Here is a 26,396-nt window from a genome sequence, read left to right as displayed (position 1 = left end):
CGCCCCTTTTCTTTTTGCCTCCTTAGGCACCATCAACTGGCATCGCACCATGATTTTGTTTCATGGTCCTCTTTAAAGCTCTTTTCTCTTTATAATTGGCCAATACCGTATATAAAGATGGCACAAGCACAAGCGTTAATACTGTGGAAAAAATCAGACCAGAGATGATCGTCATCGCCATTGGCGAAAATAATGGGTCATGTGAGATTGCTAAAGGTGTTAAGCCTGCTACTGCTGTTGATGATGTCAACAAAATTGGGCGTAAACGTGCTTCCCCAGCTCCAATAACAGCTTCCTTTAACGGCATTCCTTCACGCCGTGCATGTTCAATAAATTCAATCAGAACGATTCCATTTCGGACTACAATCCCTGAAAGGGAGATGGCCCCCATCATCGTCATAAATCCGAGCGGTGTTTGTGTAATAAACAAGCCAATTAAGCTTCCGGCAAAAGCCAAATAAACTGTGCTCATAACTAACAGCGGCAATGACAATGAGTAAAACTGCATCGCAATTAAAATAATGATAATAAATAATACAGCTATTGAAAGCTTACCCATATCAATAAAAATATCCGTTTGCTCTGATGTTTCTCCGCCAATTTTCCAGCTATAACCTTCTGGCAAATTCATTTTTTCCAACTTCGGCTTTAGCTCTTTCATAACCTCTGTTGCTGTACGGTTGCGAAGATCACTGTAAATAAAAACAACCCGTGCCAAGTCTTGATGAACAATCGCCCGTGCCTCAAAGGATGGTTTAATTTCTACAAGCTCTGTTAATGGCACTTGCTGCCCTGCTAAATTGGGCACATATAATTTATCAAAAATTGCTTGCGGCTCATCCTTATGATTACTTGCATAAAGCTGAATATCAATTAAGTCTTTACCATCATCAAATTCAGAAACGGTAATCCCTTCTCCAACAAGGCGCAACGTTTTCGATAAATCATTATATGTCACAAGCTTTTCGTCCATTAGCTCTTTATTCACTTGAAAATCAAGGGCATAACGGTCAATCCCAAATGAATCGATAATATTATACGTTCCACTTAAAGCTGCAATTTGCTCCTTGATTTGCTCTGAAATTTTGCGTAGTTCGTTACTATCTTCACCAAATACTTGCACTTCAACTGGTTTTCCTACTGGTGGACCTGTTACAAGAATTTTCGGTGTAATCATGACACCTAGAAATTGTTTTTTAAAGTCTTCTGTCCACTCAAGCTCAATATCCTTCGGCATCCTTTTCGCTTCATCTAGAATGACAACAAGTTGACCAACCTCAATCCCTTCACCAGCACTTGTATCACCCATAAACATTTTCGGGGCGCTACCACCTGCATAGGAAGCAACCGTTTTAACCTCATCTTTGTTGAGGAGAAACTCAGTTACATCATCGACCATTTGATTTGTTGCCTTAATGTTATGACCAGTTGGCATCCTAATATCAACAAGTAATTCTGGGCGGTTATCAGTTGGAAAAAGATCAATTGGAATCAATGGTATTAAAAAGTAAGCAAATGAACCAATGACCACGCCAATGATACTCGTCATTTTCGGGTGGTTTAAAATTCTTGGCATCAATCGTTTCGAATACCAATTCGTCAAACGGAGTAAAGGTTTTCCAAGTAAACCTGCATACCGTTTTTCTGTAGATTCTTTGATTTTATTTTTTAGCAGATTTCGCGTCTCACGCCAGCGTCTATATATCGGCACGATTGTTAATGACATCACCATCGAAGCGAGCATCGTCAGCGAAATGATGGTCGGAACGGGCCGAATAAAGAAGCCGACATTTCCTTGTAAAAATAATAATGGTGCAAATGAAGCAATGGTTGCAAATGTCGCCGTTATAATCGAAATAGAAACTTCTTTTGCACCTTCAACCGCTGCTTTTTCTGGCGGCTCCCCAAGCGACGATAAACGTCGTTCAATATTATCATTGACAACAACAGCATCATCTACTAAAATTCCAAGCACAATAATTAAACCAACTAATGTCATTTGATTTAAGGTAATATTTAATGATGGCAAAAACATTAATCCTAATGCAAGAGAAATCGGAATAGCCAAGGCAACAACAATCGATGATGACAAATTTAAGCCTAAGGTACAGACAAATAATACCGCAGCAATGGCAATGAACATTTCCCTGCCAAGTTCACCGAATAATTCTTTCACTCTTTCATTTTGTGAAAAAATTGAATGGACCTCAGCCCATTCTGGTAAATCCTTTGAAAGCCGATTGACCACTTTATCAATTTCTTGTTGGATGGCGGGTACATCGCTGCCAATCTCGCCATTTATATTAATCGAAATCGCTGGCACACCATTATGATAAGCAAAATACTCAGCTTTTTCAGTTGCTAATTGAACAGTGCCAATGTCGCGAAGATAGACAGGAAACCCCTGGGAAGTCCTTGTAATGATGACATTTTCCAAATCATGAACAGGATATTTTTCCGGCAGTTTTAATTGATAAGTCCGTTCACCAATATCTAGGTTTCCTAATGGAATTTTCTCGTTTTCTTGCTTAATAGCATTGACTACTTGCGTCCATGATAATTGGTAGGCAGCTAATCTCTCAAAGTCGATTTCAATTCGTACCTCTTTTTCAGGAATACCTTCGATTTGTACTTCAGCCACATTTGGGATGGCCTTAAGCTTTTGTTTCCAATCCTCCATTTTGTCTCGCAAACTATAAAGATCATCTGTCGTTGGTGCCGTAATATTGAAAGATTGGATAAACGAACGGTTTAGGTCATCATTAATGACAGGGAGGATAACATCCTCTGGCAAATCTTTTTCAGCATCTTTCACCTTTTTGCGGAGCTCATCCCATTTCTGTTTTGGGTCTACATCTGCATTGGCCTCAACTATAATAACAGAACGACCGAGCACAGAAGTTGATTCAATTGATTTAAGATCTTCGATTTCATTAATTTTTTCTTCAATAATATTCGTTACATTGTGCTCAACTTTTTCAGGTGATGCACCAGGGTAAGTGGTTGTTACCATTGCCACATTCACAACAATGTCTGGCATTTCTTGTTTTGGAAGCTGGAAAAAACTCAAAAAACCAATGATAACAACCATTACAAAAAACAGCAATGTTATTTTTTGCTTTTTAATTGTATAGGCTATCATTGTTTTTTCGTCCCTTCATCTGTTTCAACTACCACTTCATCGCCATCAAATAAACGGTCAGCGCCTTTTATAATTATTTTGTCATTTTCAGCAAGACCTGAAGTGATTTCCAACTTATTATCAAGTAACGTCCCTATAGTTACTTCCGTTTTAACCACTTTGCCATCCTTCAATAAAAATACAGATGGATTGCTATTTGTACCTGTACTTATAACTGCTTCAACTGGTATAAAAATCCCCAACTTTTCACTCAACACAGCTTCCGCTTTGACAACTTGACCAGGGAACCACTTGTGGTCATTGTTTGGAATCTCTACTTCCACACTAATCGTTCCTGTTTTCTCATTTGTTGCTGGAAAAACATTGACAACTTTTCCTTGCTTCCTCTCACCATATAATTCAAGATTGACCTCTTTCCCAACATTCCAGTCTCCAATTTGGTAATCTGGGACGGGAAGCAGCATTTTTAAAGTGTCAATTTGTGCTACTTTATAAATAGGGACACCAGGGCTAACTAACTGCCCGTTTGATGCTAGTTTTGCTACGATAACACCTGAAAACGGTGCTTTTAAAGTTGTTTTTTCCAATGCCAACTCAGCTTGTTGTTTCGTTACCTCGGCATTCCGAAGGCCTGCTTCCGCTTGGTTTACGGCTGCTTTTATTTGCTTTTCTTTTTCCGGACGAACTCCTTCCTCAATAAGAGAGTACGCTTGTTTTGCATTTTCATAGCTTGTTTCAGCGTTTATGTAGTTTACCTTAGCCCCTTCAAGCGCTTGCTCAGAAATCGCACCTGATTCGAACAACCTTTTCATCCGTTCATAATCAGCATTGGCATTTTTATAGACTTCCTCCGCCCTGTCTACCGCTAGCTTCGCCTGTATTCTTTCCTGCCTGCGTGCCCCATTTACCGCCTCTTCTAAACTAGCTTGTGCCGCTCCTAAACTAGCGTTTGCTGATTGAATAGCAGCGTTTGCTTTTTCTAGCTGAAGCTCGTAATCACGCCCATCCATTATTGCCAGCACATCGCCTGCTTTTACAAATTGTCCCTCGTCAAAGCGAAGCGAAGCAATCACTCCGCCAACTTCAAATGAAAGGAATGTTTCTTCTTTAGCTGCAAGTGTACCTGACAGTCTTGAATACTCTGCCCCTGTTTCCCTTTTTACAGTTTCTACTTTCACAGTCTTTATTTCTTCTGTCGTCTGTATTTGCTCTGCCTTACAGCCTATTATGAATGATAGCGATAATGATAAACAGATGGCTGTAGTGGCTTTTTTTGTTCGTGAACGCATCGCTTTTCCCCCATTAATGTTACAAAATTATGATGTATACTCTGTACTATGTATTTATAATTCTAAATAAAGTTAGGTAATCTTCAACAATAATCTACTTGATAATGTAATGGACAATTTAATTCATAAGAAAAGGCGGGATTTTCCCCGCCTTTTCTTACATGTTCTCTTGATCCGTTAGGATGATTGGGCCATCTTTTGTAATCGCAATTGTATGCTCATATTGTGCAGATAATTTGCCATCGATTGTACGCGCCGTCCATTTATTATCATCCATTTTACTTTTCCATTCACCGACATTCACCATCGGCTCAATCGTAATAACCATGCCCTCTTTAAGCCTTAAACCTTTGCCTTTTTCGCCGTAATGTAAAACCATTGGATCTTCATGAATCGTCGGGCCAATGCCATGGCCCGTAAATTCACGAACAACTGAAAATCCTTCCGCTTCCACAAACGTTTGGATTGCGTGGCCAATATCACCAACGCGGTTGCCAACAACAGCTTGCTCAATCCCAAGGTATAGTGCCTTTTTCGTAACATCTAAAAGCTTCGTTGTTTCTTGAGTAGCCTCACCAACTTGATAAGTCCAAGCAGAATCAGCAAGAGCCCCATTAAGATTAACAACCATATCAATCGTTACGATATCGCCACTTTTTAACGGCTCCTTGCGCGGGAAACCATGGCAAATTTCATCATTGACCGAAGCACATGTTGCAAATTGGTAGCCTTGATAGCCTTTTTGCTCAGGTGTTGCCCCATGCTTTTCTAGAAACTCTTCAACAAAACAATCTATTTCATGTGTTGTCACACCTGGTTTTAACATTTTAGCAATTTCAAGATGACATTTAGCTAATATTTTCCCGGCTTCATGCATTAGTTCTATTTCTCTTTTTGATTTTAATGAAATCATTGTAAACTCCTTTTCAATTTTATTTCTCAATAATAAGTTTAATCGAAAAATCGTACAAAATCTACTTTATGAATTTTCTGGTGGATACCCCCTGCACTCTACCCTGTTACAACTTCCCCTGTCCACTCAATCATCCCGCCGGTCATATTATAAATATGCTTCATGCCATTTTTCGTTAAAATTTCACTTGCTTGAGCTGAGCGATTTCCGGAACGACAAACGATTAAATATTGCTCGTCCGCTGAGAATTCATCTATACGTGCTTCAAGTTCCTGCAACGGGATTAAAAGTGCGTTCGGAATATGGCCTGCGTTATACTCCTCAGGAGTACGGACATCAACAATCGTAATTCCTTGTTCGATAAGCTTTGCCGCTTCGTTTACATCAACATTCGTATAAGCACTTTCATCAATACTTGTAATGGCAGGCTTTTGTGATGAAGTGTCGGATTGATTCCCCCCCGAACACCCTGCTGTTATCATCATTGCTGTGATTATGAATAATCCTATAATTGCTTTCATAAAATCAACTCCTACTATATTTTCTGCCGAAATATACTTTTTTAAATTGATTGTAACACAAACATTATATTGTTTTCGTTATTTTATGATAAAGCAAAAGGCATTTCCTTTAAGCTCGATTGATTTACAAACAATTAAACTAATGCTATAGTAAACTTATTAAATAAGGGGAGCTAAGGGAACTTGGCTGAGAGGATACTAGTCTGTATCGACCCTCAAACCTGATCTGGGTAATGCCAGCGTAGGAATGAAGCATTTAATGTTAAATGTCATCATACTTATTGCGCTTCGAACTGGCTACCCAATGGGTAGCCTTTTTTAATTTATTTCACCAAGGAGGTATTTTTTCATCATGAATAGAAGCAAAACATTGTTTTTAGTTGAAGTTGCTTTATTTTCAGCCTTAGCATATGTTTTCGATTTATTGGCGCATATGGTAGGACTTAAAATTTGGCCACAGGGCGGTTCAATCTCAATTGCAATGGTGCCGGTTTTTTTAATTGCCTTTAGATGGGGCTTGAAAGGTGGATTACTTTCAGGATTATTGCTTGGTGGACTTCAAGTAGTAACTGGGCAAGCCTATATTGCTCATCCTGTCCAAGGACTTTTAGATTACTTCATTGCTTTTACAGTTGTCGGTCTAGCAGGTGTGTTCATGAAACAAATTCAACAAGCTATTAACGAACGTTCTAAAAGCAAAGTCATCACTTATGTCATTTTAGGAACATTATTAGGAAGTGCTTTGCGCTATGCTGCCCATGTAATCGCTGGGATTGTCTTTTTTGCGGAATATGCACCAGAAGGAACACCAGCAGCGCTTTACTCGCTAGTGTATAACGGTACTTTCATGCTGCCAGCGTTTGTTTTAAGTGCCATTTTTGTTTCGATATTAATTAATACGGCTCCAAAGTATTTCAATGCCCCTAATGCAAAACTGAATTATTAATACAAAAATTCCTATTATCCTTTGCTACCTTATTAAAAACTTTGAATTAGGAATAATTTCATGTATAATGATGCTATAATAAAAAAGAGAAGTGCTGGATACACTTCTCTAATAGCTGCTACCGTCAGGGTGGTGGTTGTTAAATATTTGGTTTATTTTGGAGAACCACCCCTTTGCTTCCTACGGCGTGAGGTGGTTTTCTTGTATTCTAGAAAGTTTTTCCGAAAGAAGTAGGCACTAATTTCGCGCATAATCCCTTTCAGAACTTCTCGAAGAATTTCAAGAAATGTTTCCATGGTTATCACCTCCTTTCCTAAAACGGAAAGAAGAACAACAACCAACCGCCCTCACAATATGCAACTATGATAATTGTAGCAATATTAACAACAAAATTCTGTTAAAATTTGGATAATATTAACACGATCACAACTGACCATAAGCAGGGTCAGTCACCTACCACCAGAAAAGCCAGCGCCCCAATTGCAAGTTATGGTAAAATACTCCATAGGTAATCATTATCTTATTGGGGGTTATCACTATGTTACAAGATTCAAGCTTTGCTATACACCCTAATTCAAAAGAATACAAGCGTAAGGTAACTTTTCATGATATTGGAGCAATCTGCTCATTCGAACAATCTAACCAAATTTATCATTTTACATGTGAAAATGGTTTTGTTAGTATTCTTTTCTTTAGTGAAGATATTGTTAGAATTATTATGAATCCTAATTCAAAACCTTCTTTAAAAAGCAGTGTGGCTTTAGTTAAAAATCGAGAAAATGTAAACATCATCACTGAGGAGCATCAAAACAAAATCGTAATAGCTTCTTCAAAACTAACGGTTGAACTGCAAAAATCACCATTACGTATTCAGATAAAAGATGAAAACGGGTCAACCCTCCTAGCGGAAACAACCGTATTAGGGATGGGATACACAAGTGCAAATCAAGTCGTTTGTTTTAAAGCAATGGACGATGATGACCACTTTTATGGATTTGGTGAAAAAACAGGGTTCCTCGATAAACGTGGGGAAAAAATGACGATGTGGAATTCTGATGTTTTTTTACCCCACAATCCCGAAACAGATGCATTATACCAATCCATTCCTTATTTCATGACAGTAAGGAATGGCAAAGCCCATGGTATTTTTTTTGATAATACATGGAAAACGACATTTGACTTACAATCATACGAAAATAAAAATGCTTATTCATTTTCTGCTGAAGGCGGTCAACTTGACTATTATGTTTTAGCCGGACCGACGCCAAAAAATGTGATTGAACAATATACAGACTTGACTGGAAGGATGCCACTGCCGCCTAAATGGGCGTTAGGCTATCACCAATCAAAATATAGCTACAAATCCGAGCACGAAGTCCGAAAACTGGCAGATACATTTATCGAGAAACAAATTCCAATTGATGCGATTTACTTTGATATTCATTATATGGATGGATTTCGTGTTTTTACATTTGATTACAGCGCTTTTCCAAATCCAAAAAAACTGGTAGAAGACTTAAAAGCAGCTGGCATCCATGCAGTGCCAATTGTCGATCCCGGGGTAAAAAAAGACCCGTCCTATCCTATTTACAGAGAGGGGGCCCTCAAAGACCATTTTTGCAAATATTTAGAAGGCGAGCTTTATTTGGGTGAAGTATGGCCAGGTGTGAGTGCCTTTCCTGATTTTACAAAAACTGAAACAAGAAAATGGTGGGGTGAAAAGCATTCATTTTATACGGAGTTAGGCATCGAAGGCATCTGGAATGATATGAACGAACCCGCAGTCTTTAACGAAACAAAAACGATGGATCTCGAAGTCATTCATGATAATGACAGTGACTTAAAAACACATGAAGAGCTTCATAATATTTATGGTTTGTTAATGGGGAAAGCAACTTATGATAGTCTCGTAAAACAATTGCAAGGAAAGCGTCCTTTCCTCTTAACCCGCGCAGGCTTTAGTGGCATCCAAAGATACGCAGCCGTTTGGACTGGGGATAATCGCAGCTTTTGGGAGCACCTAGAGATGTCATTGCCGATGTGTATGAATCTTGGTGTATCCGGAATCCCATTTTGCGGGCCAGATGTTGGTGGTTTCGCTCACGATGCGAATGGCCAGTTATTAACACGATGGATGCAGGTTGGTGCTTTTACACCTTTTTTCCGCAACCATAATGCCCTAGATTCAGTTGATCAAGAGCCATGGGCTTTTGGAGAAAAATACGAACAAATCATAAAAAAATACATTGATTTGCGTTACCAATGGCTCCCTCACTTCTATACGCTATTTATGGAAGCAAGCAAAACAGGAATACCAGTAATGCGGCCATTGTTCTTGGAATATCCAGATGACCCAAATGTCAGTAACCTGTTCGATCAATTTTTAATTGGTGAAAATGTTCTTATCGCTCCAATTATGAAACCAGACACAAACAATCGTGTTGTTTATTTACCAGAAGGTAATTGGGTCAACTACTGGACTGACGAAATTACTTCAGGAAGAAAGCATATCTTAGTAGAAGCACCTCTTGAAACATTGCCGATTTATATAAAAAGAGGCACGATGATTGCCCATGGTGCAATCAAGCAATCAACGATGGTACCTGAAACGAATATGCAAATTCACCTCTATCCTCACGACAAAGGTGAAAGTACATACACGTTATATGATGACGATGGGGAAACATTTGCTTATCAAGATGACGCTTATTTACTAAAAGAAATCAGCTGTCATTATTCCGAAAATAACATGGAAATTTCAATCAAAAATCTCATTTCAACTTATAAACCAAGCTGGGAACAATGGACATTTGTTATCCACCACGCAAATCCTATAATGAATATTTCGATCAACGGTAGCCAACTGCCAGCTGAAAAACTACTATTTAATCAGAAACAAGAAACTGTGTCGATTACATTATCAGAATAGTTAACTGGAAAAAGTCCCCCTTTTGGGACTTTTTCTCAATTTATTTTACATTTATCGAAATCAAACAAACATCATCCTTCAGGGCTTTCCCATTGACGTACTTCCTCTGTATTTCTTCGATTAGCCCACCATTATTTGGATTTGCAGTCAATATATTTTCTAATTCCTTTATTCCTTCATTAACAACTGGAGTGATTAATTCTATAATTCCATCTGTATACAGTAATACTGTTGAAGGATCTTTATATATAAATTGTTGTTTATTTACTTGTATTTCTGGGAAAATCCCTAGTATGAGGCAACCTTCTTCCATTCTCGTTATTGCTTCACCATCTAAAAGTAGAAGACCAGAAGGATGACCAGCGTTTGCGTATTCAATTGTTTTTAAATTTGTGTCAACAACGATGTATATAGCAGTCGCATATGTTGACTGGTCATTTGAGTTAAATAAATAATAGATATGATGATTTAATTCCTTCATGACTTCTACTGGGTCAGAAATGTTTGTTATAAAACCACGCAACACGGCACGAATCGACATGCTAATTAATGCCGCTGAAACACCATGTCCCATCACATCAAGAAGCATGATTCCGTATTTATTAGGCGCTATTTCAAACCACGAGTACATATCACCTGACAACGAATCAGAAGATTGATAGTAGGCGCTAATATTAATATTTTCCAAATCAACAGGTTCAGATAATACACTCGTTTGGACTATTTTAGCAAAATTCAGCTCTTTTTTTACCCGCTGTTCTTCGATTAAAATTCTTTCAAAGGCAGCCCCTAGTTCAATTGCATTGCTGATAAAGTTTGCAAGCGTCTGCATGACCTCGATATCATCATTAGTAAACTTGTGCGCGGACGGGTCAACTGCACATAACGTTCCAAACATTGTATGATCTTCTAATATAATTGGCACCCCTAAATAAGAGCCGATGTTAGCTCTAGAGGTTGCAGCCAATTTTGAAACAATCGGATGGACTGACGTATCTTCAATCATTAGCGGCTCCCGCTTGCCACTAAATATCAGGTTACAATACGACTCCTGAAGCGGGATTGTCCTCCCTTCGGTTAATTGGCAACCATCTATTTTACTAAAAACCTTTAATGTTGTATAAGAATCCTCTGTTGTTCTCCCGACAAAAAAAGTCCGAACTTTAATAGATTGATTTAATAACTCAAAAGCACGCACTGTAGCTTCATAAAATTTCGTTGAGAGTTTATCTAACGTGTCAGTATTACTCATTTCTATTACCCCATTCCAACTTTAATAATATCAGTATAGCAAAAAACCACTCTACGAAAAAAGACAGGAGTGGTTTTTTACTATTATTCTTCTACAATTTTCACATGATCAGCAAGCACTTTAATCTTTGTTGTTGCTACTCTATCCTTTACTGTTAAACCGCTACTGATTAACGCTTGTGAATCTGTCATTTCACCGACTGTAACCTCTGTTAATACGGTGTGGTTTTCTTCGATTTTATAAACATACTGTTTATTATTTTTTTCTAGTAAAGCACTTTTAGGGATAATAACGCCTTTTCCTTCATCTTTATGAACAAACATCACTTCGCTAATCATACCTGGTTTAAGAATTCCTTCCGGATTAGAAACGACTATTTCAACCGGATAACCCTTGCCATCTTGATCCAACGGACTAATGTTATTGACCGTTCCAACTGTTGTCATCGTAGTGGAAACAGTCCGCACTTGAACGGGATCTCCTACATTTATATTATTAACTTCACCTGCAGGTACATAGACCAAAATACGAACTTCACTTAAATCAGCAATGACCATCACATGTGTTTGTGAAGAGACAATTTCACCAGCTTCGCTATTAATAGCACCAATTGTTCCCGAAATCGGTGAAACGACCGTTGCCTCACGTAAAGTGTGATTAGCAATAGCTGCCGCTGCTTGCGCTTGTTTCAATTGCTCTTCACTGACCTTCACCTGCGGATTATTTCTTGCTATACCCAATTGTTTTTGGGCATTTTTCAACGTAGTTTCTGCCGCTGTCAGCTTTTCAAAAGTATTTTTTTTATTCACTTCGATGCTTGTAACAGCAGACTCAGCAGCTACAAGAGCTGTCTCTGCTTGTTCTACTTGTGTTTTCGACACTGCCCCTGCCGCAAATAATTCTTTTGTTCTGTTAAAATTATTTTTAGCATCTACTAAGCTTTGACTTGCCTTTTTCGCACTTGCCTCAAGGTCTTCAAGGCTATTTTGCAGCTGATTAACCGTTGTTCTAGCTTGTTCCACTCCGTTTTCAGCAGCTACAACACCTGACTCATAGCCTGATTTCGCAGCGGCAATTCCAGACTGCGCAACTCCGACAGCAGCCTCCGATTGAAGAGTTGAATTTTTTAAATCCTCATCCTCTAAAGTAAATAAAACATCCCCTTTGGTAATAGTTGCCCCAACTTCAACTGGGATGTTGGCAATTCTCCCCGAAACCTTTGGGTCAATTGTAATTTCTTTATTTGCTTGGACTGTTCCAGTAAAAATTGGGCCATTATTTAAATATCCTTCAAATGCTGCTGCTGTTTTAACATTGACTGTTACATCTTCATTAGCAACGGTGATAACATTAGAGCTGCATCCCGTTAAACCTAATGAAGATAGTAAAAGAAGACTAATTCCCGCATACAATGCTTTATTTTTCATTTCAACTAAAGCTCCTTTCATTGGTTAATTTTCTTGTGGCTTTTTCTTTGGCCTTATAAAAAATAAAACGAGCGGTATGCATAAAAACAACGGCAAAGAAGAAGCCCAAAATGCGTCTGCAATCCCTCTAGTTGTGGCCTCTAGTCGAATAAGTGAGCCAATCGTATCCAGGCTTAATACCGGCGAACTGCCCAAACTTGAAACGGCTGGATTCGATAATGAAATCGTATCTGCAATATGACCGCTGTGGAAGGCCACTCGTTTCTGCATAATCATTGTCAGGATTGCAATAGCCAAGGAGCCTGCAACCTGCCGTATTAAATTTGAAAGGGATGACGCATTTCCAACTTGCTGTGGACTAACGGCATTCATCCCAGCTGTTGACAGCGGCATCATACATAGACTGATTCCAATTCCGCGAATGACAAGCACAGTAATAATCCAATCATGCGGCGTGTCTACCGTTAATTTGTGAAGCTCATATGTCATAGTACTTAATAATGTCAGGCCTCCCAGTCCAAGGGGGATGACACCAATCTTATCAAAAAGCTTCCCTGCAACAGGCATAAATACCGCCATCGCAATCGCTTGTGGCATTAACAACAGCCCCGTATCAATCGCTGATACTTGTTGGATATTTTGCAGAAAAATTGGCATTAAAAAAATCCCACCAAAAAGACCAACTGTAACAAGGCTCGCTGTGACGACACTGAGAGTAAACGGAAAGTTTTTCAAAAGACTTAAATCAACGATTGGATTAGCAATTTTCCCCTCATACCAAATGAGTAACAACAAGGTCGAAATAGAGATATAGATTAAAAAGACGATTTCAAAAGAGGTCCAACCAACAGAGTTCCCATTACTAAAAGCATATAGTAATGTCCCCGCTGATGTAGCAACTAATAAAAAGCCGATAAAATCAAATGTCTTTGTCTTATCCACTTCCGTTTCTTTTAATAAAATACTAACCATAAAAATCGCAAAAAGGCCGATTGGAATATTAATAATAAAAAGATAGCGCCAGTTAAGCCACTCAATTAGGTAGCCGCTTAATGTCGGCCCAACAGCTGGAGCTACCATTGCTGATATTCCCCATAATCCTAACGCTGCCCCAATTTTATTTCTCGGCACAATTTTATAAATGATTGCCATGCTCAACGGCATAATAACACCGCCGCCCAAGCCTGAAATCACTCTCGCAATTATAAGTGACATATCGCTCCAAGCAATGGCACAGAGAAATGCGCCACCTGTAAACACAGAAATTGCAATAATGAAAAACTTTTTATAACCAAACCGATCGCCTGCATACCCGGTAATCGGAATAATGATTCCAGAAGCAAGCATATAGCCTGTCAACACCCATTGAATGCGATCTTGCGTAGACCCAAAAACATTCATCAACTTTGGAAGTGCAACATTTATTAAACTATTATTTAATATCGCGACAAACGCTCCAATAATAATCGCGATTAATGGCAGCCAATAAGAAGGCTGATTCTCAGAAGGGGGCAACTCAGTCGTTAACTCTTGTTTCATTGTAGGCCCTCCTTATGATTTAATATCGATTTTCAACACTACATTCGTACCAGGAACAAGTTCTAAATCAGCTGGTTTAAAAATAACGACCTCAATCGGAATTCGTTGGGTAACTTTATTGAAATTCCCGCTCGTATTAATAGCTGGCAATAGTGAAAATGTTGAGTTTGTTGCCTTGCCAATTTTGCTAACCTTCCCTTTTAATTTTTTCCCACCTAATAAATCAAGTGAAACGAAAACATCTTGGCCTTCTTTTATTTTATTAATAGCTGTTTCCTCGATATTGGCGGAAACATACAAAGAATTCATATCCATTACTAATGCAAGCGGCTGACTAGGCGATGCAATTTCCTTCTTTTTAGAGTAAACTTTTACAACCGTTCCATTGATTGGTGATTTGATAATAGCCTTATTAATCATACTTGGATCTAGGTTTGCTGGATTTTGTTCAGCCAATGTTTGATTCTCTTGAACAACATCCCCTTCTTCAACATAAACATTTTCAATTTCCCCTGAAATTTGTGGAGAAACTTTGTATAAAGTACCGGCAATTCTTGCATCCTCTGTTTTGACATAATGTGCCCCTTGATACCAATAATAAGCACCTATTCCAATACCAGAGCCGATGATTAATATAAGAATGACTATTAATGACTTTTTACGTTCCATACTCCCACCCATTCTATGATTTTCTTAAAAACTGTTATTTTTATAGTTTTCTAGTTTCTTTTGCATGTGTGCTGACAATAACTGTAGTGAGCCTACAATCTGTTCAATTTCATTTGATTCTAAATCTTCTAATAAAAATCCAGAAAAATCCTTATTTAGTACAGGTGATTGTTCCCTTAATTTAATGAGCTTATCTGTTTCAGTTACCCAGACAATTCTGCGATCGTTTTGATCGCGCACTCTTTTGACATAGCCATTTTTCTCTAAGCGGTCGATAATGCCTGAAACAGTGCTATTAGAAAGCAGAACTTTTTCACTTATCGAAGATACCATTTGTGGCTCTTGCGACATGCAACGCAGAACAAGCACCTGTGGAACCGTTAAATCCGTTCCTTTAATTTCATGTGAAAATAAATCAAAATAATATTGATTAATCGTTTTAATCAGTCGCCGAATTTCTTTTATTTTACACCCCTGCCTTACGCTTTTTATTTCGTATGTAAATATTTCGTGTGCGAAATATCATCGATGAATTATTATATCATCATGTAAAACTATAAGTAAATTAAAAAGATATGAGGCTAACCAATAAGTTGATTATTTCAACCTTTGGATGCCCCATACTACATAAATATCAATTTCTACATTTAACTTAATATCATTCCAAATAAAATAGTAGAAACAACTGCAATAACGAAGCCAATCAATGCTTCATATGGAATTAGCTTGAATCTTTCGCTCATATTCATATTGACACTTTGGCGGGTAATATGAAAATACGTTCCATGAGGCATATGATCTAGCACAATCGCCCCTGCGTGAACCATCGCTGCCCCTGCAAAAGCACTAACACCGATGTCCATGATTGTTGGTGCAAATGCACTTCCTGCTACTGCTGTTGCTGCCGCAGTTGATGCCGTTGCCGCTGACATTGTAATCCCTGCAATTGGTGCAAGTAAGGCGGCTGGCAGACCCAGTGATTCAATAGAATGACTGATTACAGATGATAAAGTTGAATGCTTGATTAACCCCGCCAACGTCCCTGTCCCAAGCAACAAGACAGCAATTCCAGACATTTTTTCAAGACCGGATGTAATGTAAACATTTAATTCTCTTTGCTTTTTCATGAAAAATGCGCCGGCAATCCCGCCTAATGGCAACGCTATTAAGGGGTCAATTGATATTCCGAAAGCAGGTTGCAATAATAATAGAATAATTGCTACAATCGGCCCTGATAAGGAAGACATTAGTTTTGGCAAATTGCCTTCCTCGGTAATATCCAAGTCGGCATCGGCGACTGCACTTCCCGTTTGTTTAAGTTTGCTAGCAATAAAATATGTACAGAGAACGCCGATTAGTGCTGGGATTAACCCCGCTGCCATCACTGAAGTTAATGGAACACTAAAAGCCTCAGATGCCGCAATCGTATTTGGATTGGGTGAAATGATATTTCCCGCTTTCCCACCGCCAGAGATTGCAAGTAAGACAGCAAATTTCGATAGATTCGCCCGTTTTGCAATCGCCAAGGCAATTGGTGCAACCGTAATGACAGCTACGCCGATAAATACGCCAACACCTGTTAAAATCGCAGTTGCAATCGTAATCGCTAGAAGCGCCTTTTTCTCCCCCATTTTATGTAATATCGATTCTGCAATTGTTTTTGCAGCTCCTGACTCTATTAAAACACCTGCTAAAACGCCTGCTGTTAAAACTCTAAGTACAATCCCAGACATTCCCTTGGCACCGTCAATCATCACAGCAACGGTTTCGCCAAAAGCCAATCCACCTACTAAGCCGCCGCTAAGCGCCCCCGCCATCATTGCAATAGGTGGAGAAACCCTTTTTACTATTAGGAATATTGCGATAATTAATGCGGTAATTGTCCCTAATGTGCTTGCTTGAACATCAACCCCCATAATGTTTCACCCCTTGAATAAACGTTACGACCTTGTTAACAGTACTATTTGTTAATGAATAAGATAACATAAAATTAATGTTTTCACTATATGGACAAATAGGTAGAACAAAGAATAATAAAAGGGGACTTACTGATGAGACATATTGTAAAGCGAGGGGAAACCTTGGGTTCAATTGCCAAAGATTACAGAGTTTCACTTCACAAAATTATTCAAGCTAATCCAGCAATTAACCCAAATTTTATTTTTCCCGGACAGCTTATCGAAATTCCAGGCTTTCCACCGATTGAAACACAGCCATATCACATTTATATTTCAGTCGCAAAGCGGAAGTTAACCTTATATAAGAATGGTAGTTTAATAAAGGTATACCCTATAGCTGTTGGGAGAATGGTAACTGCTACACCAATTGGAGACTATATTATCGTTAATAAAGCACCTAACCCTGGAGGACCATTTGGGACAATGTGGATGAGTTTATCGAAGGAGCATTATGGCATTCATGGTACGAATAATCCAAGCTCAATCGGTAAAGCCGTTTCAAAAGGATGCATTCGCATGTACAATCATGATGTAGAAGAGCTTTCAAGAATAGTACCGATTGGAACGCCTGTGCAAATTAGGCCGAATTAAAAAGCAGAAGGCTCTCAATCAAAGAGAGCCTCCAACCTTAACTTTGCGTTCATACACTCGGTATAGCATAAATGCGACAACAGAAATCAATGCCCCTGTAATATATGGCAAATCAATCAAAATTGAATACAATGCGCCTGCAATTGGCGGACCTAGTATCCGCCCCAATGATTCAAAGGAGGAAAGTACACCTGTTACTCCACCATACCCCCCTGAATTTATTTTCGTCAATAAAGAAGAGACGGCTGGCCGAATAACACCGTTTCCTACTCCAAAAATCGTCAAAAAGAGTGCAGCTGTGAAAAAGTCATGTACTAGCAAAATTAACGCAAAACCAATTACCGAAACGATAATCCCGACTTGGATGACCTTTCCTTCACCATGCTTTTTAATTAAGCGGCCAACTAAGCCACCTTGTACGGCGGCCCCGGCAAAACCCATAATCATAAAAATATAACCTAAGTTTACCGAATCAATTCCAGCGCGAGCGGCAGCGAAATAGGCAAATGTTGCTTCTAGCCCTGCTAATGAAAAAGAAATAAACAACGATAGAAAATAAAGAATACCCATCGTTCCTCTAACCGTTTGCCATGGCGTTCCTGCCCCTTGGCTCGCATTTTCTTCATTATCCTTAACTAATGATTCCTTCAAAAAAATAAATACAAAAACAAATGTAACGAAAGAAACAATACCGGCAATCCAAAATGGTGTATTCAGACTTACTTTAGAAAATATGCCGCCAATAGCTGGCCCAAAAATAAAACCTAGACCAACTGCAGCACCGATGATTCCCATTCCTTTGCCCCGGTCTTCTGGCGTTGTTATATCTGCAACATAAGCCATTGATGTTGGCATATTAGCTGAGGACAAAATCCCGCCAATAATTCTTGCAGCAAACAACATCCATAGCTCCGTTGAGATTGCAAATAAGAAAAAGGACAGGGCAAGCCCGAAAATCCCAATTAGTAAAACAGGCTTTCTACCGATGCGGTCAGAAATTCGTCCCCACATCGGCGCAAACAATAACTGCATTAAGGAATAAACAGCCATTAATAATCCTAACTCCGTTGGTGTCGCGCCAATTTCTTCAGCAAAGAAAGGAAGGACTGGAATAATAATTCCAAAACCAACCATAACTAAAAACATAATTATAAATAGAAGCAATAATGCTTTTTTATCCTTCAATTCATTTCCCCCGTTTCAGTTCAATAAAGAAAAGCATATATTATTTTCAACTTTATTTCTAATTTTAAGTCTTAAGGGAAAAATAGCATTATACTAAAAAAATAAAAAAGTTGAGATTTTGATTAAAAACGAATATTATTAATCACGTATGTTTAAATGTTCGTATCTTGGAGGTTACACAATTGTTCAAACTAAAAGAAAATCAAACAAATATTAAAACAGAAATCGTTGCTGGTATTACTACTTTTTTGACGATGGTCTATATTGTTGTTGTCAATCCAATTATTTTATCAGATGCTGGGGTGCCTTTTGAGCAAGTCTTTACGGCAACGATTATCGCAACTGTTATCGGAACTTTATGGATGGGTTTAGCAGCCAATTATCCAATTGCCATTGCACCTGGGATGGGCCTAAATGCCTATTTCGCATACTCAGTTGTTGGTACACATACTGAAGTCTCCTATCAAACTGCTTTTGCAGCAGTTTTTGTGGCTGGTTTACTTTTTATCATCTTATCATTAACACCATTGCGACAAAAATTAATTGAAGCGATTCCCGAAAACCTAAAGCAAGGTATCGCCGCTGGAATCGGTCTATTCATTGCTTTTATTGGATTAAGGCTTACAGGAATTATAACAGCTCACCCATCAAATCTTGTAGCTCTTGGAGATTTGCACTCACCACAAGCATTATTAGCATTAATTGGTTTAGCGATAACATTAATCCTTTTATCATTAAATGTGAATGGGGCACTATTCCTTGGAATGATTAGTACCGGAATCATCGCTTATTTTTCAGGTCAGCTTTCCTTTGAAAACGGAATAATATCAATGCCAGCATTACCTGAAGGAATCATTATTTTAAACCCTCTTACTGCAATTTCTGATGTCATTCAATACGGTCTTTATGCGGTTGTATTCTCCTTTTTGCTTGTTACCATTTTCGATACAACGGGAACGATGATTGGGGTTGCAGAGCAGGCTGGTTTAATAAAAGGAAATACACTACCAAGAGCGCGACAAGCCTTACTAGCTGATTCCGTTGCTGCAACAGCAGGGGCGATGTTTGGGACAAGCCCTACTAGTGCCTATATTGAATCCTCATCTGGGGTTGCTGCTGGCGGAAGAACTGGTTTGACATCAGTAACGGTTGGAGTGTTGTTTATTATAGCTGCTTTTTTCGGCCCACTCGTTGGAGCTGTATCAGGTCTTTCAGCGATTACAGCACCAGCATTAATCATTGTTGGCAGTTTAATGATGGGAAACATCGCCAATATTAAATGGAATGAACTAGATGAAGCCTTTCCAGCCTTTTTAATTATCTTGAGCATGCCTTTAACATCAAGCATTGCTACCGGGATTGCTTTAGGCTTTATTTCTCATCCATTAATGAAAATTGTGAAAGGGAAATGGCGTGAAGTCCATCCGTTGTTATATATTTTCGCCGTATTATTCTTCTTCCAACTAGCCTTTTTACCACATTAATGCGTTATAGACCTATTTCGTGAGTCATTTAAATCAGGTGGAGTCCCAAGACTCCACCTGATTTTGAATTTTATTATGGAATGTATATCTCAATCAACCACTTATCCATTTCTTCCTTTTTTCTTTGAATATAACTCCAACCATCCACATCTTCTAACCGTTTCTTCGTAATTTCTAAACCATTTTCAATCGTTTGCTGATCTATTTCATTTTGACTACATTGAAAAGAAAACAAAAATTTATTTTCAGTACCATTTTCAAATGAAAGAATCAGTTTCATACGATCCTTTTTTAATTCATGTACGACAAATCTGATTATTTCCTCGGCTATACGATAAAAAAGTAAGTCCTTATCGCTGTGAACTTGTTTTTTTTCTCCGTTAATTTGCAACTTTATATTTATACCATCCTCTTTTAAGGAGTTTATATAGCTTATTAATACTGCTACAAACCCTATTTCCTCGATTACCTGAGGATAAAGATCCGAAGATAGCCTTTTAACTATATTTAACACTTCACTAGTTGATATTTCCAGCTTTTTTAAATAGTTTTTTAATATTTCATCAACGTCCTCATTGATGGTCATTCTAATCCCAAGTAATATGCTAAATAACGTCTGGGCAACAACATGATATAGTTCCCACGACACATTTTTATTTTTAAGTTCTTGATCAATCATTAGTTTCCGTAGCAAATTCTCTAAAGTATGATACTTTAATTCCAGTTCCCGATTTGTTTCTAGTTGTTCCCCATCTTCAATATCATCCAAGTTAGACAACGACTGTTCCATCTCATCCCCCCTTGCTAATGATTAAACTTATTCATGTTAATTATTAACTTTTTTCAAAAAATTATCTATCGGGAGATTCCCTATTCTAGAATGAGAAAATCCCTGAAAGCAAAAAAAGGCTATCCAGTTTCGGATAACCCTTTTTCATCGTTTTTTTAATTAGTATTATCGGAATTTAACGGTATAACTACTTTAATCTTTGTACCTACTTCTTCGACTGATTCAATTTCAAATGTACCTTTTAATAGGCCAGCACGTTCTTTCATGCTGTACAAGCCAATCCCTTTTGAACCATTTGACCTTTTATATTGTTCAACTTTAAAGCCTTTTCCCTCATCAATAACTTGAAGTTCAACGCTATTAACATTATTAATAATCCTTACAATGATCTTATCTGTTTCAGCATATTTCGCCGCATTGTTTAAAGCTTCTTGAAATATACGATAAAGCTCCGTTTCTATTTCACGAGAATACCTTTGCTTCTTGCCGTTAATGTCCAAATCTACTTTGATGCCAAAGGTTTTTTCATATCTTTGATTATGGGCACGTATCGCAGAAAATAACCCAAGGTCATCAAGTGAACTAGGCCTAAGTTCGAAAGCAATCGTTTTAATTTCATCCATCGAATTACTTGTTAATTTTTCGACATTTTCGATATGACTATTGATTTTCTCATTTAACCCTAATTGTTTTAACATTTTTAGCGATACTAAAACACTATACAGCAATTGTCCTACTCCATCATGAAGATGTCGGGAAACCCTCATTCGTTCCTCTTCTTGAGCCAATAATATGTTTGAGGTTACCTTACTTTCTTGCTCCCGTAACCTCTCCTCAACTAAAGTCCTCTGAAGTTCCGCTTTCTCTTTCCCTTCCAAAATTTCCTTGAAATGCGGCAAATAGATGCCTCTGAACAAATAAAAATATCCTAAAACTTTGTATATATGGCCCAATAAATTATCGACATCATATATATTGCGATATAGCGTGAATACTAGCTCCCCAATCAGAATAAAAATAATTCCAATAGAAATAGTCAGATAGTTTCGGTTCCGCTCAACTGTATATTTCTTCGTAATTATGATTAAAGTAATAAAATGAATAATACTTATAATATATTCTAAAATTACTTTCGTACCCGTTACACCAATCCCGTCTTCGAGGAGTACAGGGAGATTTTGTGCATAGGATAAAATCACATAAATTAACAGTAATACAACAACGATTGTTAAAATTATTTTTATATTTTTTCGTCTTTCAACTATACCTTCACTATGATTTTTCAGGAGATAATACCCTAATCCTATGCTTTCTATAAATCTACCTGTAATCCAAAACCATGTTGCAATTGCAATCGTATGTTCAGATTGGAAAAAGGGCATTCCTTTATATGTTAAAGTATGTAGTAAATCAATTGACCCAACAGCAAAAAAAATCAAACTCAAATTCAATTCCTTAGTGGAACGGGTATGCTGAAATGTCAGCCACCCAAAGAAAAAGATTGAGTAGGAAACAAAAATACTAAAAAGCTCAAATAAGGTATGAAAAATCAAAAAGTAAGCAGGGTCGTATATGAAAGAAATCGTCATATGCAAGAGCCTTGTCAAAATGAAAACAAGCAACGCTACAAAAACACTAATGATTGCTCTTATCTCGAATTTATTTAACAACCCCATTCGACTCACCACTATTCAAAATCAAGTAAGCCTTGTTTCAGAGCATATCTAACTAACTCAGGCCTTGTTCTTAATTGTAATTTTTCCATGATTTTTGATTTATGTGATTCGATAGTTTTAACTGACAAGTACAGCATGTCTGCGATTTCTTTATTTGTATACCCCTTCGCAATATATTCAAGAACCTCTTGCTCTCTTATTGATAGTTGCTGAAAAATATCATCTTCACCCTCATTCGCAATTCGTTCCATATAATCCTCAATTAACAGCTTTTGTGCCTTTGGATAAAGGTATGCTTCTCCTCTTTGTACCGTACGAATAGCATTAATTAAATCCATATCCTCTGCACTCTTTAAAATATAGCCTGAAGCACCAGCCTGCAAAACCCGGAATATGTATTCCCGATCATCATGCATCGTTAAAATTAATACTTTAATATCAGGATTGGCTTCTTTTAATTTTTTCGTTGCTATTAAACCATTCTCCCCAGGCGCCATGTTTAAATCCATAATCACAATATCAGGTTTCAACTGAATTGCCTTTTGAAATGCTTCACTCCCATCACACGCAGTATCAATAACCTCCATATCCTCCTGCAAGTTCACCATCATTTCTATACCTGTTCTAACGATGGCATGGTCATCCGTAATAATGATTCGAATTGTCATAAAGGCCCCCCATTCAAAACCAAATTTAACCAAGTGTATCAATAATTTTACATGAATCGATTGAATTTTTCAATTTTCTTTTTATTACAAAAAAACAACTATTTGACCCCCCTGAAATGTACAAAATTATTGCTAATTCTTGTAAATCCTATTACTATATCTATGATATACTTTCATCACATAAAAAATATTAGGAAGGATGTTTTAATATGGCTGACAAGCAGAAAAACCAACTTATGCTGCTTTTTTCATTAGGTATTGTCCTTTTATCAATCCTTACTCATGTTCTCCATCGGTCATTTAATATATTTGAAGATTATCTTGTATTGAATAATATGAATGGAATCCCAGCTAATTTAGTATTATTGTTAAATATTTTATTTTTACTTCCCATTATTTTATTAACCATTAGTTTTATCATTCACGCAAAGGTTCCTGTACTACAAAAACATTTGCCACTATTAAACATGCTCACATTAACATTTAGTAGTATTTCCATTATCGCTGGTGGAAATGGTATGGTTGAGTATCATTTTTCAATTTTTATGGTTTTAGCCATTATCGCTTATTATGAAGCTGTTAATCTCATCATCATTAGTACAATCATCTTTGCAGTCCAACATTTCCTTGGATTTTTCGTAGCCCCTGAGCTTCTTTGCGGGACAAGCGATTATTCCTTTGGCTTATTAATGATTCATGCCATTTACTTAATCTTTACAAGTGCTGCAACAATCCTTCAAATTGTAGCGAAAAAACGAAGTACAAGTAAACTAATAAAAGAAAAAGCTGAACGCGAGCAGCAGTTAGTAGAGGTTTTAAATAATTTAAAATTAACAGCAAACAATGTTGTTGAAACCTCAAAAAACCTTGCAACAAATGTTGAGCAAACAATTCTGGCAAGTGACCACATTACCGAAAAGATGGAAGAAGTAGCTAAAGGAACAGAACAACAATCACTTTCTTCAAAAGAAAGTGCTACAGCTATGGATGAAATGGCAGTCGGCATTCAAAGGGTCGCTGAGTCAGCTAATGTTGTTTCAGAACAATCAAAAGCAACCGTAAATGAAGCGAGAAACGGCGAAAAATCAATTGAGGATGCTGTTGAGCAAATGAATTTAATTAATAATTCTGTTCAAAATCTTTCCTCAACAATTAGTCTATTAGTAAATAAATCGCAACAAATTGATGAAATTTTACAAGTTATTACAACGATATCAGAGCAAACAAATTTACTTGCCCTTAACGCTGCAATTGAAGCAGCTAGAGCAGGTGAACATGGCAAAGGGTTCGCTGTTGTCGCTGATGAAGTAAGAAAATTAGCGGAACAGTCAAGAATTTCCGCAAAAGAAATTACAGAATTAATTAGAGAAATTCAAAATGATACAGACAAAGCGGTAGAAGCTATGAAAATAGGGGCAAAAGATGTGGAGAATGGAATTGAAATTGTCCACAATACAGGTATAACTTTTAGAAATATTGTAGTAGCATCAGAAACCGTTGCAATCCAAATTGAGGAGATGTCTTCCATTGCTGAACAAATGTCAGCAAGCTCAGAAGAAGTAACCGCATCTGTTGATGGAGTTGCACAAATCGCTGCGACAAATGCAGAAAGCACGCAAAGCATTGCCCATTCTACAAGAGAACAAGTAGATGCTCTGAAGCAAATGTCTACTATTTCAACAAATCTCAAATCATTAGCTGTTGAGCTGCAAGATTTAATTCATAAGTTTGACCATAGCAACTAGGATTTAGTCGTTCTAGGAAGTAATAAACGAGGGTGTCCCAAAAGTTTTATATTTTGGGGACACCCTCTCTATGTTTTTACAGCATTTCACTAATTGTTTTCGCTTGCATATGAAGGGCTAAATAGTCTGGTCCACCTGCTTTCGAATCTGTACCTGACATATTAAAGCCACCAAATGGCTGATACCCGACAATCGCACCTGTGCAATTGCGGTTAAAATAGAGGTTCCCTACATGAAATTCACGTTTGGCACGCTCAATATGCTCACGATTATTGGAAATAAGCGCACCTGTTAGTCCATATTCAGTGTTGTTAGCTATTTCAAGGCCTTCATCAAAAGTCTTGAACTTAGAAAAGCCAACGACTGGCCCAAAAATTTCTTCTTGTTGGATTACACTCTTTGGATCAAGGTCAGCAATAATCGTTGGCTCAATGAAAAATCCTTTTGAAGCATCGCCTTTGCCGCCACTTACAATTCGCCCTTCTTTTTTGCCAATTTCAATGTATTCCATTATTTTGTCAAAAGAATTTTGGTCAATGACAGGTCCCATATACGTTTCATAATTTTCCGGGTTACCAACTACTTGTTGCTCCGTTATTTCAATGACACGATTTAATACTTGGTCATATATATCTTCATGAACAACCGCCCTGGAGCCTGCAGAACATTTTTGACCAGCAAAACCGAAAGCAGAAGAAAAAATTGATTGTGCCGCTAATTCAAGATCGCAATCCTTGTCAACGACTACAGTATCTTTCCCACCCATTTCGGCTATTACCCGTTTCAAATGCTTCTGACCTAGCTGAACGACAGCAGCACGGCGAAAAATACGAAGTCCTACATCACGGGAACCTGTGAACGTTATTAACGCTGTTTTCGGATGATCAACTAAATAATCACCAACCTCAGACCCGCTTCCAGGGATATAGTTGACAACACCTTTCGGCAATCCCGCTTGTTCTAAAACCTCAACAAACCATGAAGCAACAACAGGTGAATTACTAGCAGGCTTTAGGAGGACCGTATTTCCTGTTACGATTGGTGCAACAGTCGTACCAGCCATGATTGCAAATGCGAAGTTCCAAGGGGGAATAACGATGGTTACACCTGATGGTTGATAAATGTATTGGTTGCGCTCACCTTCGCGGCTTAATACCGGTTTGCCTTTCGCTAGTTCAATCATTTGGCGTGCGTAATATTCCATGAAATCAATCGCTTCCGCCGTATCAGCATCCGCTTCCTTCCACGGCTTTCCCGCCTCCTTCACTAATAATGCAGAAAATTCATGCTTGCGGCGGCGCGTAATCGCAGCAGCACGGAACAAAATCCCAGCTCTTGCTTCAGCACCCCAATTTTTCCAACTTTTAAATGCTTCAGATGCTGCCTGCATCGCTTTCTCTGCTAACTCTCGATCGGCTTTCGAAACAAAGCCGACAACTTCTTCTTTATTTGTGGGATTAATGGAAATGATTTTTTCTGTAGTTGAGATTCTTTCACCGTTAATAACTAAGTCATAATCCTTACCCATTAATGTGTTTACTTTTTCTAATGCTGCCTCAAATGCCTTACGGTTTTTTTCAACAGAAAAATCTGTCAGCGCTTCATGTTTGTATGGTGTAAACATAAAATCTCCCCTTTTTTGTTATTACGATAATATTATTCAACTAACGGC

At 37.9% G+C, this 26,396-nt stretch carries 21 protein-coding genes and 1 riboswitch; of the genes, 5 read left to right on the top strand and 16 right to left on the bottom strand.

The genetic code is table 11. The annotated features are described in order from the left end of the window. Positions 1 to 22: 22 nt before the first annotated feature. The 4 genes from GX497_14425 to GX497_14410 all read right to left on the bottom strand — a co-directional run bounded on the left by GX497_14425 (position 23) and on the right by GX497_14410 (position 5,865). Entirely contained in the window at positions 23 to 3,142 is a 3,120-nt protein-coding gene (locus GX497_14425; GenBank protein ID HHY74389.1) for an efflux RND transporter permease subunit, read from the bottom strand. Then, complete coding sequence (locus GX497_14420) at positions 3,139 to 4,431, bottom strand: efflux RND transporter periplasmic adaptor subunit (GenBank protein HHY74388.1); 1,293 nt, start codon at positions 4,429 to 4,431, stop codon at positions 3,139 to 3,141. The genes GX497_14425 and GX497_14420 overlap by 4 nt, the downstream gene beginning before the upstream one ends. Positions 4,432 to 4,588: 157 nt before the next feature. Continuing rightward, the gene (gene map / locus GX497_14415) at positions 4,589 to 5,344 is read right to left on the bottom strand and encodes a type I methionyl aminopeptidase (GenBank protein HHY74387.1); all 756 of its coding nucleotides are present in this window, start codon (positions 5,342 to 5,344) and stop codon (positions 4,589 to 4,591) included. A 98-nt stretch (positions 5,345 to 5,442) separates the two neighbouring features. Further along, the gene (locus GX497_14410; GenBank protein ID HHY74386.1) at positions 5,443 to 5,865 is read right to left on the bottom strand and encodes a rhodanese-like domain-containing protein; all 423 of its coding nucleotides are present in this window, start codon (positions 5,863 to 5,865) and stop codon (positions 5,443 to 5,445) included. Between the two features lie 156 nt (positions 5,866 to 6,021). Continuing rightward, positions 6,022 to 6,130: riboswitch (TPP riboswitch) on the top strand. 87 nt (positions 6,131 to 6,217) lie between these two features. Here GX497_14410 and thiT point away from each other — a divergent pair. Further along, positions 6,218 to 6,811 (top strand): energy-coupled thiamine transporter ThiT, encoded by a 594-nt coding sequence (gene thiT, locus GX497_14405; protein ID HHY74385.1) that lies wholly within the window; start codon positions 6,218 to 6,220, stop codon positions 6,809 to 6,811. Positions 6,812 to 6,963: 152 nt separating this feature from the next. Here the strand turns inward: thiT and GX497_14400 are convergent, their stop codons facing one another. Then, positions 6,964 to 7,107: a hypothetical protein gene (locus tag GX497_14400; GenBank protein ID HHY74384.1), complete on the bottom strand. Its 144-nt coding sequence runs from the start codon at positions 7,105 to 7,107 to the stop codon at positions 6,964 to 6,966. 242 nt (positions 7,108 to 7,349) lie between these two features. On the opposite strand from GX497_14400, the gene GX497_14395 reads away from it, so the two are divergent. After that, complete coding sequence (locus GX497_14395; GenBank protein ID HHY74383.1) at positions 7,350 to 9,740, top strand: DUF4968 domain-containing protein; 2,391 nt, start codon at positions 7,350 to 7,352, stop codon at positions 9,738 to 9,740. 40 nt (positions 9,741 to 9,780) lie between these two features. Here GX497_14395 and GX497_14390 read toward each other — a convergent pair whose 3' ends face one another. The 6 genes from GX497_14390 to GX497_14365 form a co-directional block, all read right to left on the bottom strand. Next, a complete protein-coding gene (locus GX497_14390; protein HHY74382.1) occupies positions 9,781 to 10,992 on the bottom strand; it encodes a SpoIIE family protein phosphatase in 1,212 nt (403 codons plus the stop codon). 83 nt (positions 10,993 to 11,075) lie between these two features. Continuing rightward, positions 11,076 to 12,419: an efflux RND transporter periplasmic adaptor subunit gene (locus tag GX497_14385; protein HHY74381.1), complete on the bottom strand. Its 1,344-nt coding sequence runs from the start codon at positions 12,417 to 12,419 to the stop codon at positions 11,076 to 11,078. A gap of 24 nt (positions 12,420 to 12,443) precedes the next feature. Then, entirely contained in the window at positions 12,444 to 13,958 is a 1,515-nt protein-coding gene (locus tag GX497_14380; protein ID HHY74380.1) for a DHA2 family efflux MFS transporter permease subunit, read from the bottom strand. A 12-nt stretch (positions 13,959 to 13,970) separates the two neighbouring features. Continuing rightward, positions 13,971 to 14,627, bottom strand: a complete 657-nt coding sequence (locus GX497_14375) for an HlyD family efflux transporter periplasmic adaptor subunit (GenBank protein HHY74379.1) — start codon at positions 14,625 to 14,627, stop codon at positions 13,971 to 13,973. A 24-nt stretch (positions 14,628 to 14,651) separates the two neighbouring features. Then, entirely contained in the window at positions 14,652 to 14,978 is a 327-nt protein-coding gene (locus GX497_14370; protein ID HHY74378.1) for a MarR family transcriptional regulator, read from the bottom strand. 296 nt (positions 14,979 to 15,274) lie between these two features. Beyond that, a complete protein-coding gene (locus tag GX497_14365) occupies positions 15,275 to 16,543 on the bottom strand; it encodes a GntP family permease (protein HHY74377.1) in 1,269 nt (422 codons plus the stop codon). Positions 16,544 to 16,678: 135 nt separating this feature from the next. Between GX497_14365 and GX497_14360 the strand changes: the two genes are divergently transcribed. After that, positions 16,679 to 17,176, top strand: coding sequence for a L,D-transpeptidase family protein (locus GX497_14360; protein HHY74376.1), 498 nt, complete (start codon positions 16,679 to 16,681; stop codon positions 17,174 to 17,176). Positions 17,177 to 17,194: 18 nt separating this feature from the next. Here the strand turns inward: GX497_14360 and GX497_14355 are convergent, their stop codons facing one another. Continuing rightward, positions 17,195 to 18,361, bottom strand: a complete 1,167-nt coding sequence (locus tag GX497_14355) for a TCR/Tet family MFS transporter (protein ID HHY74375.1) — start codon at positions 18,359 to 18,361, stop codon at positions 17,195 to 17,197. Positions 18,362 to 18,543: 182 nt separating this feature from the next. Between GX497_14355 and GX497_14350 the strand changes: the two genes are divergently transcribed. Then, complete coding sequence (locus GX497_14350) at positions 18,544 to 19,845, top strand: NCS2 family permease (GenBank protein HHY74374.1); 1,302 nt, start codon at positions 18,544 to 18,546, stop codon at positions 19,843 to 19,845. Positions 19,846 to 19,918: 73 nt separating this feature from the next. Here the strand turns inward: GX497_14350 and GX497_14345 are convergent, their stop codons facing one another. The 3 genes from GX497_14345 to GX497_14335 form a co-directional block, all read right to left on the bottom strand. Next, entirely contained in the window at positions 19,919 to 20,635 is a 717-nt protein-coding gene (locus GX497_14345) for a hypothetical protein (protein HHY74373.1), read from the bottom strand. A gap of 155 nt (positions 20,636 to 20,790) precedes the next feature. Then, a complete protein-coding gene (locus GX497_14340) occupies positions 20,791 to 22,311 on the bottom strand; it encodes a two-component sensor histidine kinase (protein ID HHY74372.1) in 1,521 nt (506 codons plus the stop codon). An 11-nt stretch (positions 22,312 to 22,322) separates the two neighbouring features. Then, positions 22,323 to 22,979: a response regulator transcription factor gene (locus GX497_14335; protein HHY74371.1), complete on the bottom strand. Its 657-nt coding sequence runs from the start codon at positions 22,977 to 22,979 to the stop codon at positions 22,323 to 22,325. Between the two features lie 209 nt (positions 22,980 to 23,188). On the opposite strand from GX497_14335, the gene GX497_14330 reads away from it, so the two are divergent. Next, the gene (locus tag GX497_14330; protein ID HHY74370.1) at positions 23,189 to 24,724 is read left to right on the top strand and encodes a methyl-accepting chemotaxis protein; all 1,536 of its coding nucleotides are present in this window, start codon (positions 23,189 to 23,191) and stop codon (positions 24,722 to 24,724) included. 76 nt (positions 24,725 to 24,800) lie between these two features. Here GX497_14330 and pruA read toward each other — a convergent pair whose 3' ends face one another. Further along, positions 24,801 to 26,348 carry an L-glutamate gamma-semialdehyde dehydrogenase gene (gene pruA / locus GX497_14325; GenBank protein HHY74369.1) on the bottom strand — a complete coding sequence of 516 codons (1,548 nt, stop codon included), beginning with the start codon at positions 26,346 to 26,348 and terminating at the stop codon, positions 24,801 to 24,803. Positions 26,349 to 26,396 lie beyond the last annotated feature (48 nt).

Source organism: Bacillus sp. (in: firmicutes), assembly GCA_012842745.1.
Lineage (GTDB): Bacteria > Bacillota > Bacilli > Bacillales > Bacillaceae_J > Schinkia.
The sequence above is the reverse complement of the archived record's forward strand: the minus strand, read 5'-3'. Positions and strand labels throughout refer to the sequence as shown.